7 protein-coding genes and 1 tRNA gene are annotated in these 9,026 nt (G+C 67.6%); 7 read left to right on the forward strand and 1 reads right to left on the reverse strand.

The features are described from left to right. The 6 genes from ACE3SS_RS13725 to ACE3SS_RS13750 all read left to right on the forward strand — a co-directional run. Positions 1-1,821: copper-translocating P-type ATPase (locus tag ACE3SS_RS13725; RefSeq protein WP_374594868.1), on the forward strand; the 1,821-nt coding region annotated here is incomplete at its 5' end. A gap of 18 nt (positions 1,822-1,839) precedes the next feature. After that, positions 1,840-1,916, forward strand: a tRNA-Arg gene (locus ACE3SS_RS13730). Between the two features lie 27 nt (positions 1,917-1,943). Next, positions 1,944-2,192 carry a DUF3297 family protein gene (locus ACE3SS_RS13735; RefSeq protein ID WP_374594870.1) on the forward strand — a complete coding sequence of 83 codons (249 nt, stop codon included), beginning with the start codon at positions 1,944-1,946 and terminating at the stop codon, positions 2,190-2,192. A 58-nt stretch (positions 2,193-2,250) separates the two neighbouring features. Beyond that, the gene (locus ACE3SS_RS13740; RefSeq protein ID WP_374594872.1) at positions 2,251-2,958 is read left to right on the forward strand and encodes a riboflavin synthase subunit alpha; all 708 of its coding nucleotides are present in this window, start codon (positions 2,251-2,253) and stop codon (positions 2,956-2,958) included. 194 nt (positions 2,959-3,152) lie between these two features. Next, on the forward strand, positions 3,153-3,974 hold the full coding sequence (locus tag ACE3SS_RS13745; protein ID WP_374594874.1) for an SDR family oxidoreductase: 822 nt from the start codon (positions 3,153-3,155) through the stop codon (positions 3,972-3,974). Between the two features lie 22 nt (positions 3,975-3,996). After that, entirely contained in the window at positions 3,997-5,265 is a 1,269-nt protein-coding gene (locus ACE3SS_RS13750) for an oxygenase MpaB family protein (RefSeq protein WP_374594876.1), read from the forward strand. 24 nt (positions 5,266-5,289) lie between these two features. Here the strand turns inward: ACE3SS_RS13750 and acnA are convergent, their stop codons facing one another. Next, on the reverse strand, positions 5,290-8,058 hold the full coding sequence (gene acnA / locus ACE3SS_RS13755; RefSeq protein ID WP_374594878.1) for an aconitate hydratase AcnA: 2,769 nt from the start codon (positions 8,056-8,058) through the stop codon (positions 5,290-5,292). Between the two features lie 140 nt (positions 8,059-8,198). Here acnA and ACE3SS_RS13760 point away from each other — a divergent pair. Then, on the forward strand, positions 8,199-9,026 hold an 828-nt coding region (locus ACE3SS_RS13760), incomplete at its 3' end, for a bile acid:sodium symporter family protein (protein WP_374594880.1).

Below are 9,026 nucleotides of genomic sequence, written 5' to 3' on the forward strand. Positions count from 1 at the left end.
CGCGCTGGCTGGGCGGCCTTGCGTGCCGGCAGCGGCAACATGGACTTGCTCGTGGCGCTGGGCACCAGCGCGGCCTGGGGCTTGTCGTGCTGGTTGTGGTGGACGGCAGCCGACGACATGCCGCATCTCTACTTTGAATCGGCCGCCGTGGTCATCACCCTGGTGCTGCTCGGCAAATGGCTGGAGGCGCGCGCCAAGCGCCAGACCACCGCCGCGATCCGGGCGCTGTCGGCGTTGCGGCCCGACGTGGCGCACCGCTTGCAAGACGGCACCGAGCAGGACGTGCCCCTGGCGCGCGTGGTGGTGGGCGATCAACTCGTGGTACGCCCCGGTGAGCGCATCCCGGTGGACGGCGAGGTGATGGAGGGCGAGACGCAGGTCGATGAGTCGATGCTGTCCGGCGAGCCGCTGCCCGTGAGCAAGGCGCGCGGTGACCGGCTCACGGCCGGCTCGATCAACGGCGGCGGGCGCGTGCTGCTGCTCACACGCGCCGTGGGGGCCGAGACCGTGCTGGCGCGCATCATCCGCATGGTGTCCGATGCCCAGGCGGCCAAGGCGCCCATCCAGCGCGTGGTGGACCGCGTGTCGGCCGTCTTCGTGCCGGTGGTGCTTGTGATCGCCTTGCTGACTGCCGTGGGCTGGCTGTGGCGTGGCGCGGGCCTGGAGCCAGCGCTGATCCATGCCGTGTCGGTGCTGGTGATCGCGTGCCCGTGTGCGCTGGGCCTGGCCACGCCGGCGGCCATCATGGCGGGCACCGGCGCGGCGGCGCGCCACGGCATTCTCATCAAAGACCCCGAGGCGCTCGAAGTCGCGCACCGCGTGCGCGTCGTCGCTTTCGACAAGACCGGCACGCTCACCATCGGTCGCCCGCAACTCGTGGCCTTCGAGCTGGCCGCCGACGCGGGGCTGGACGAGGCCGGCGCGCTGGCCCTGGCCGCAGCCATCCAGCAAGGCAGTGAGCACCCGTTGGCGCGGGCCGTGGTGGCGGCGGCTAGCGAGCGCGGTCTGAGCCCGTTGCCATCGGCGTCGGTGAGCGCGGTCCAGGCTGTGGCGGGGCAGGGTGTTGAAGCGCAGGTTGAGGGGCAGGCCTGGGCCATCGTCAGCTCGCCCGGGTTGGCGTCGCGCGGCTTGAATCGAACCTTGAGCGATCCGACCTGGCAGGCTCTCCTGACCGCGCTTCAGGGGCAGGGCGCGACCGTGTCCTGGCTGGTTCGGGGGGCAACCGATGGCGAGGCGAGTGAGGCCGCTCGCGTCGTGGCCCTGCTGGCCTTCAGCGACCGCATCAAGCCCGGCGCGGCGCAGGCCGTGGCCACGCTCGGTGCCTTGGGTGTGCGCTCGGTGCTGATCTCGGGGGACAACCGTGCCGCCGCGCAAAGTGTGTGGCGCGAACTCGGCATTGCCGACGTGATCGCCGAAGTGCTGCCGCAAGACAAGGCCACCCAAGTGCAGGCGCTGAAGCAGGGCGGCGCCACGGTGGCCATGGTGGGCGACGGCCTCAACGACGCCCCGGCGCTGGCCGCCGCCGACGTGGGCCTGGCCATGGCTACCGGCACCGACGTGGCCATGCACACGGCCGGCATCACGCTCATGCGCGGCGACCCGTTGCTCGTGCCCGCCGCGCTCGACATCTCGGCGCGCACCTGGGCCAAGATCCGCCAGAACCTGTTCTGGGCCTTCTTCTACAACGTGGTCGGGATCCCGCTGGCTGCGGCCGGTCTGCTCAACCCGATGATCGCCGGTGGCGCGATGGCCCTGAGCTCGGTGAGCGTCATGACCAACGCGCTGCTGCTCACCCGCTGGCGCCCACCACGTCGCGCTTAAACTCTCGGCTTGGTCTGACTGCCCGTAGCTCAACTGGATAGAGCAACTGCCTTCTAAGCAGTAGGTCGGGGGTTCGAGTCCCTCCGGGCAGGCCAGCTTTCATCTGCCTAGCCTCTCATCGCATGAGCTCTCAAACCCCGCGCCCCGAACTGCCCGACCACCTGTCCATCGACCCGCGCAGCCCGCATCACGTGGCGGCCGTCTTCGAGCACGAGATCGGCATCCGTTTCAACGGCGCGGAGCGCTCCGACGTCGAGGAATACTGCATCAGCGAAGGGTGGATCCGCGTGCCCGCCGGCAAGGCGCTGGACCGCAAGGGCAACCCGCTGCTGCTCAAGCTCAAGGGCAAGGTCGAGGCGTTTTACCGCTGACGGCTTGCCGATCAGCGACAAGTTTTGCAACTTCGCAGCCGCCAGCGCTGTCCGCATCATGTTCACCGGCATTGTTCAAGGCGTGGCCACCATCGCCGCCATCACCGACCGTCCGGGTCTGCGCACCTTCACGCTCAACTTCCCGACGGGCTTTGCCGTGGGCCTCGAGATCGGCGCCAGCGTGGCCTGCGACGGCGCGTGCCTCACGGTGACGACCCTGCGCGGGCCGGACGCCGCCGACTTCGACGTGATGCAGCAGAGCTTGAAGCTCACCACCCTGGGCGACTTCAAGCCGGGCGACCGCATCAATGTGGAGCGTGCCGCCAAGGACGGCGCCGAGATCGGCGGGCACCCGCTGTCGGGCCATGTCGACTTCACGGCCACGGTGGTCGAGGTGCGCCAGCCTGAAAACAACCATGTGCTGCGCATCGCGGTGCCCGAGTCCCACCTGCGCTACGTGTTCGCCAAGGGCTACATCGCCATCAACGGCGCCAGCCTGACGGTGGCCGAGGTAGACCGTCGCGCCGGGTGCTTCGAGGTCTGGCTCATTCCCGAAACCCTGCGCCAGACCACCTTTGGCGACAAGGGCGCTGGCGCCCGCTTGAACGTCGAGATCGAGCGCTCGACGCAAGTCTTCGTGGACACCGTGCGCAACGCGATCGACGAACGCCTGGGTCCGCTGCTACCCGCGCTGGAGGCCCTGCTGCGCGAGCGCGGCCAGAGCCTCGAAGAACTGGCCACGCCGGTGGCCTTGCCCAAGAGCTGACCCGTCGGGGCGGGTGCGCCCGAGGGCGCGAGCGGATCGCTCGCCCCAGGTCGTCGTGCGGGTATGCTTGAAAAGTTTTGGAAAAACTTTTCTATCGCTAACCCCTAGGTAGCCAGTTAGTCCAAGTGAAGCGGCATGGTGCCGCCTATCTTTGACGCATTGGTTGCATGTTCGACGTGAGAGGACGACCCGTTGTGAGCACCCTGGCAGGCAAGACCCTATTCATCACCGGCGCGAGCCGGGGCATCGGCAAAGAGATCGCGCTGCGCGCCGCGCGCGACGGCGCCAACATCGTGGTGGCCGCCAAGACCACCGAGCCCGACCCGCGCCTGCCCGGCACCATTTACACCGCTGCCGACGAGATCGTGGCGGCGGGCGGCCGGGCGCTGCCGCTGGCGGTGGACATTCGCGACGAGGCTGCGGTGCAGCGCGCCGTGGCGCAGGCGGCCGAGCACTTTGGTGGCATCGACATTCTGGTCAACAACGCCAGTGCCATCGGCATCACCGGCACGCTCGACACCCCGCTCAAGCGCTACGACCTGATGATGGACATCAACGTGCGCGGCACCTTCGTCTGCTCGCAGGCGTGCATCCCGCACCTCAAGCAGGCCGCCAACCCGCACATCCTGGTGCTGTCGCCGCCGCTCAACCTGGCGCCCAAGTGGCTGGGGCTGCACCCGGCCTACACCACGTCGAAATACAGCATGAGCCTGATCGCCATGGGCCTGGCGCAAGAGTTCAAGGGCGAGGGCATTGCCGTCAACACGCTGTGGCCGCGCACCATCATCGCCACGTCGGCGCTCAAGGTGGCGCAGGCCGGCATTGGCGAGATGGGCCGCACGCCACAGATCATGGCCGACGCGGCCTACGCGATCCTCACCAGCGACGCCCGCGCCCACACCGGCCAGAACTATCTGGACGAAGCCGTGCTGCGCGAGGCGGGCGTCACCGATTTCAGCGGCTACCTGGTCACGCCGGGCATCACCCCGATCATCGATTTGTTCGTTGACGAATAAGCACCTCCGAGGAGATCCATCCATGAGCGCACAACCCAAACTGGCCGACCAGGCCGCCCCCGCCATTCCGACCCGCCACGGGCGCGATCAGACCACGGCGCGGCGCGTGGCGCGAGCCATCATGGGCCAGCTGCCGCGCGAGTTGCGGCGCGACCCCACACCCGAGCAGTGGGCACACATCGGGCAGGGCCTGTTGCGCGGCGACGAGCCCGTCGACCGGCTGGTGAGCTGGATGTTCGCCACCGGCATGAAGACGGCTCGCCCCTTGTTCGAGATGGCGCTGGAGCGAGGCATCCAGGCGGTGCCCGACGCACCCCAGCCGTTGCGCGACTTCTTCGCTCACATCGACGCCCGCCCGGCCTGGGTAGACGACGCCCGCATGGACGAAGGTGCGCGCGCCTGTGCCGTGGCCGGGCTCGACGGCATGCGCGCCTTGCTGGTGACCGGGCTGATGGCGGGCTACCAGATGTCGGCCGTCAACCGCACCCTGTTGGCCACCGGCACGCTCGAAAAAGGCGCCAGCCGCCGCGTGGCCGAAACCACCAAGTGGTGGTTCGACGTCACCAGCGTGGGTGGCATGCAGCGCTTTGGCGCCGGCTTCAAGAACACCATCCGCGTGCGGCTCATCCACGGCATGGTGCGCAGTCACGTGCAGAAGCTGCCGGACTGGGATGCCGACTACCTCGGCCTGCCCGTCAACCAGACCGACATGCAGGCCACCTACTTCGGCTTCAGCGCCGTCTTCTTGCTGGCGCAACGCCTGGTGGGCGTGCCGCTCACGGCCGACGAGCGCGACGCGGTGATGCACCTGTGGCGCTACATCGCCTGGGTCAACGGCGTGGCCGAAGACATGCTGCACGACCCCGCAGACGCCCAGAACTCGGCCACGCATATGCTGTATCACAACCTGCTCTCGCAGCCCATGGCCGACGCCGACAGCCAGCGCCTGGCCCGCAGCCTGGCCGACGAGCCGCTCAACCGCAGCTACCCGACCTTCAAGACGCTGCGTCAGCACACCGCCAAATGGCTGCAGCTCAGTCTGGCGCGCGCGTGCATGGACAACGCCACGCTGCGCTCGCTGGGTTTGCCGGTGTGGCAGCTGCCGTGGTACCCGCTGATCGCCATTCCGCGCAATCAGCTGATCCACCGCACGGCGCGGCTGCTGCCGCATGGCCACGACTGGCTCATCCGGCGTGGCCGGGCCGAGCAGGCGGCCATCCTGCCCATCCTGTTCGGCGACAGCGCGCCGGCCATCAAGGAAGTGGGGGCGCCTCACCCGCACGGGGCGTGACGAGGCGCATCCCCGCCCTGGCGATCAAGCCGCCAGCAACTGCCGCAGCACGAACGGCAGGATGCCGCCGTGCTGGTAGTAGTCCACCTCGATCGGCGTGTCGATGCGCAGCGTCAGCGTCACCTTTTGCTGGCTGCCGTCGGGCTTGGTGATCACGAGCTGGGCGTCTTGCTGCGGCTTGATGTCGCCACCCAGGTCGATGTCGATGAGCTCATTGCCCTTGAGGCCCAGGCTGTCCCAGCTGTCGTTGCCCTTGAACTGCAGCGGCAGCACGCCCATGCCGACGAGGTTGGAGCGGTGGATGCGCTCGAAGCTGCGCGCCACCACGGCCTTGATGCCCAGCAGCTGCGTGCCCTTGGCCGCCCAGTCGCGGCTCGAGCCGGTGCCGTATTCCTCGCCGCCGAAGATCACCGTGGGCGTGCCGGCGGCGATGTACTTCATGGCCGCGTCGTAGATGAACATCTTCTCGGCACCGGGTTGGAACAGCGTCAGGCCGCCTTCTTCGCGCGAGCCGTCGGCCTTGGGCGGGATCGTCAGGTTCTTGATGCGTACGTTGGCGAAGGTGCCGCGCATCATCACCTCGTGATTGCCGCGCCGTGAGCCGTAGCTGTTGAAGTCGGCCGTGCCCACGCCATGTGCGGTCAGGTATTGGCCGCCAGGTGACGACGCCTTGATCGAGCCGGCGGGCGAGATGTGATCGGTGGTGATCGAGTCGCCAAACAGCGCCATGATGCGCGCGCCCTTCACGCCGCTGGCCGCGGCCGAGGGCGTCATCTCGAAGCCGTCGAAGAACGGCGGCCGGGCGATGTAGGTGCTCTTGGGCCACGCGTACACCTGCCCCTTGCCGCCCTTGATGGCGTCCCACAGCTTGCCGGGCTTGTTGCTCACCTTCTCGTAGTTGCTCTTGAAGGCCTTGGGGTTCATGGCGAACTTCATCAGCTTGTAGACCTCGTCGCTGGTCGGCCAGATGTCGCCGAGGTACACGTCCCGCAGTTTTCCATCTTTGCCCTTGCCCTTGCCCACGGGCTGCGTCATCAAGTCTTTGGTGACGTTGCCGGCGATGGCGTAGGCCACCACCAGCGGCGGGCTGGCCAGGAAGTTGGCCTTGAGATTGGGGTGGATGCGCGCCTCGAAATTGCGGTTGCCCGACAGCACGGCGGCGCACACGAGATCGTTGGCGGTGATGGCCTCGTTGATGTCCGGCGCCAGGTCGCCCGCATTGCCGATGCAGGTGGTGCAGCCATAGGCCGCCACGTTGAAGCCGAGCTTTTCGAGGTAGGGCAGCAGGCCCGCCTTTTCAAGGTATTCGGTGACGATGCGCGAGCCCGGGGCCAGCGAGGTCTTCACGTGGGGTTGCACCTTCAGCCCGGCTTCGACGGCCTTCTTGGCCAGCAAGCCCGCGGCCAGCAGCACGCCGGGGTTGGACGTGTTGGTGCACGAGGTGATGGCGGCGATCAGCACGTCGCCGTTCTTGATGGTCGTGCCCTTGCTGGTGGTGAAGGCTTGGCCCAGCTTGTCGGCCGGTTGGTTGAAGCCGTTGTCGGCTACCGGCTTGCTGAACAGCTCGCCGAACGTGCCGGCGAGCTTGCCGATCTCGATGCGGTCTTGCGGGCGCTTGGGGCCGGCCAGCGAGGGCGCCACCGTGCCCAGGTCGAGCTTCACGACGCTGGAGTAGTCGATCTCACCGCTCTTCGGCACACCAAAGAGCTTTTGCGCCTTGAAGTAGGCCTCGAAAGCTTCGATCTCGGCCTTGGTACGGCCCGTGCCCTTGAAGTACTCAATGGTCTTGTCGTCCACCGGGAAGAAGCCCATCGTGGCGCCGTATTCGGGTGCCATGTTGGCGATGGTGGCGCGGTCGGGCAGGGCGAGGCTGGCCGTGCCGGGGCCGAAGAATTCGACGAACTTGCCGACCACCTTGGCGCGGCGCAATAACTCGGTGACGGTGAGCACGAGGTCGGTGGCGGTGACGCCCTCGCGCAACTGGCCGGTGAGCTCGAAGCCCACCACGTCGGGCGTCAAGAAGTAGACCGGCTGGCCGAGCATGCCGGCCTCGGCCTCGATGCCGCCCACGCCCCAGCCCACCACGCCGATGCCGTTGATCATGGTGGTGTGGCTGTCGGTGCCGACCAGGGTGTCGGGGTAGTAGACATCACCCTTGGGGCCGCCAGCGGTCTTGTGTACGCCGCGCGCCAGGTACTCGAGGTTCACCTGGTGGACGATGCCGAAGCCCGGGGGCACGACGCCGAAGGTGTCGAAGGCCTGCATGCCCCACTTCATGAACTGGTAGCGCTCTTCATTGCGCTCGAATTCGAGCTTCATGTTGAGGTCGAGCGCCTTCTTGTTGCCGTAGTGGTCGATCATCACCGAGTGGTCCACCACCAGGTCCACCGGCACCAGCGGCTCGATGGTCTTGGGGTCTTTGCCCAGGCTGCTTGCCACGTTGCGCATGGCGGCCAGGTCAGCCAGCAGCGGCACGCCGGTGAAGTCCTGCAGCACCACTCTGGCCACCACGAAGGGGATCTCGTCGGTGCGCGCGGCGGTGGGCTTCCAGTTGGCCAGTTGGGCCACGTGCTCGGGCGTCACCTTCTTGCCGTCGCAGTTGCGCAGCACGCTCTCGAGCACCAGCCGGACGGACACCGGCAGCTTGCTCACATTGGGGAACTGCTTGGCCAACTCGGGCAGCGAGTAGAACTGCCCCGTCTTGCCCGATGCCGTCTTGAAGGTTTTCAAGGTCTTGGCGAAGGCATGCTGGGGGGCGGCATGCTGGGGGCGGGATGCGGCAGCTTTGGCCATGAGCGGGCTCCAGTTCGGCAAGGGGTTGGGGGGCGAGGTCGCGCTTGATTCTGCAGGCGAGGGGCTTCTAAGCCAAGAGCAAAACCTCATTTGCAGCGTCATAAACTGGCGGGCTTTAGCTGTTGAACAGGTTGTGCCCCTTGCCGCGCTCGCCCTTCATCTCGCCCCTCGCTTCGTCGCGCCGCAGTCTGGCGCGGGTCGGCGCCGCCCAACGCGGCGCGCTCGACTGGTTCTTGCTGGGCATGATCGCCGCCGTGCTGGTGGCCTCGCTGCTGCCCAACGTGGCGCGCACCGGCGGCTGGCTGCACCTCGATCAGGTCACGAACCTCGGCATCTTTGCCTTGTTCTTCTTGCACGGCATGGGCTTGTCGACCGAGAGCCTCAAGGCCGGCGCGGCCAAGTGGCGGTTGCATTTGCTGGTGCAGGGCTGCACTTACGTCGCGTTCCCCTTGTGGTGCGTGGCCTTGCGGGCGCTGGCCGGCTGGGCGGCGGGGCCGCACCTGTCGCCCGAGCTGGTGGCGGGCTTTGTGTATCTGGCGGCGCTGCCGTCCACGGTGTCATCGTCGGTGGCGATGACGGCGCTGGCGCGGGGCAATATTGCCGCGGCGGTGCTCAACGCCAGCTTGTCGACGCTGCTGGGGGTGTTCATGACGCCGCTGCTGGTGAGCCTGCTGTCTGGCGCGTCGGCACACCCCATCGACCTGGGGCACACCATGCTCAACATCGCGCAGTTGCTGCTGCTGCCGTTTGCGGCGGGGCAGGTGTTGCGGCGTTGGTGGGGCGCGTGGTTCGCCAAGATCAAGCCCTACACCAGCATCTTCGACCGGGCGGTGATTCTGGCGCTGGTGTGGTCGTCGTTCAGCGATTCGGTGGCCGACGGCCTGTGGACGCGCCACGGCGCCGAGCTGCTGGTGATCACGCTGGCCGGTGCGGCGCTGTTCTTGTTCCCGATGCTGTGGTTCACGCGG

The sequence above is a fragment of the Aquabacterium sp. genome, assembly GCF_041915145.1.
In the GTDB taxonomy this organism is placed as follows: Bacteria; Pseudomonadota; Gammaproteobacteria; order Burkholderiales; family Burkholderiaceae_C; genus Aquabacterium.

Coding starts and splice junctions, on each gene's coding strand:
- ACE3SS_RS13750 (WP_374594876.1), top strand. CDS start 3,997: ATGAGCGCACAACCCAAACTGGCCGACCAGGCCGCCCCCGCCATTCCG.
- ACE3SS_RS13740 (WP_374594872.1), top strand. CDS start 2,251: ATGTTCACCGGCATTGTTCAAGGCGTGGCCACCATCGCCGCCATCACC.
- acnA (WP_374594878.1), bottom strand. CDS start 8,058: ATGGCCAAAGCTGCCGCATCCCGCCCCCAGCATGCCGCCCCCCAGCAT.
- ACE3SS_RS13735 (WP_374594870.1), top strand. CDS start 1,944: ATGAGCTCTCAAACCCCGCGCCCCGAACTGCCCGACCACCTGTCCATC.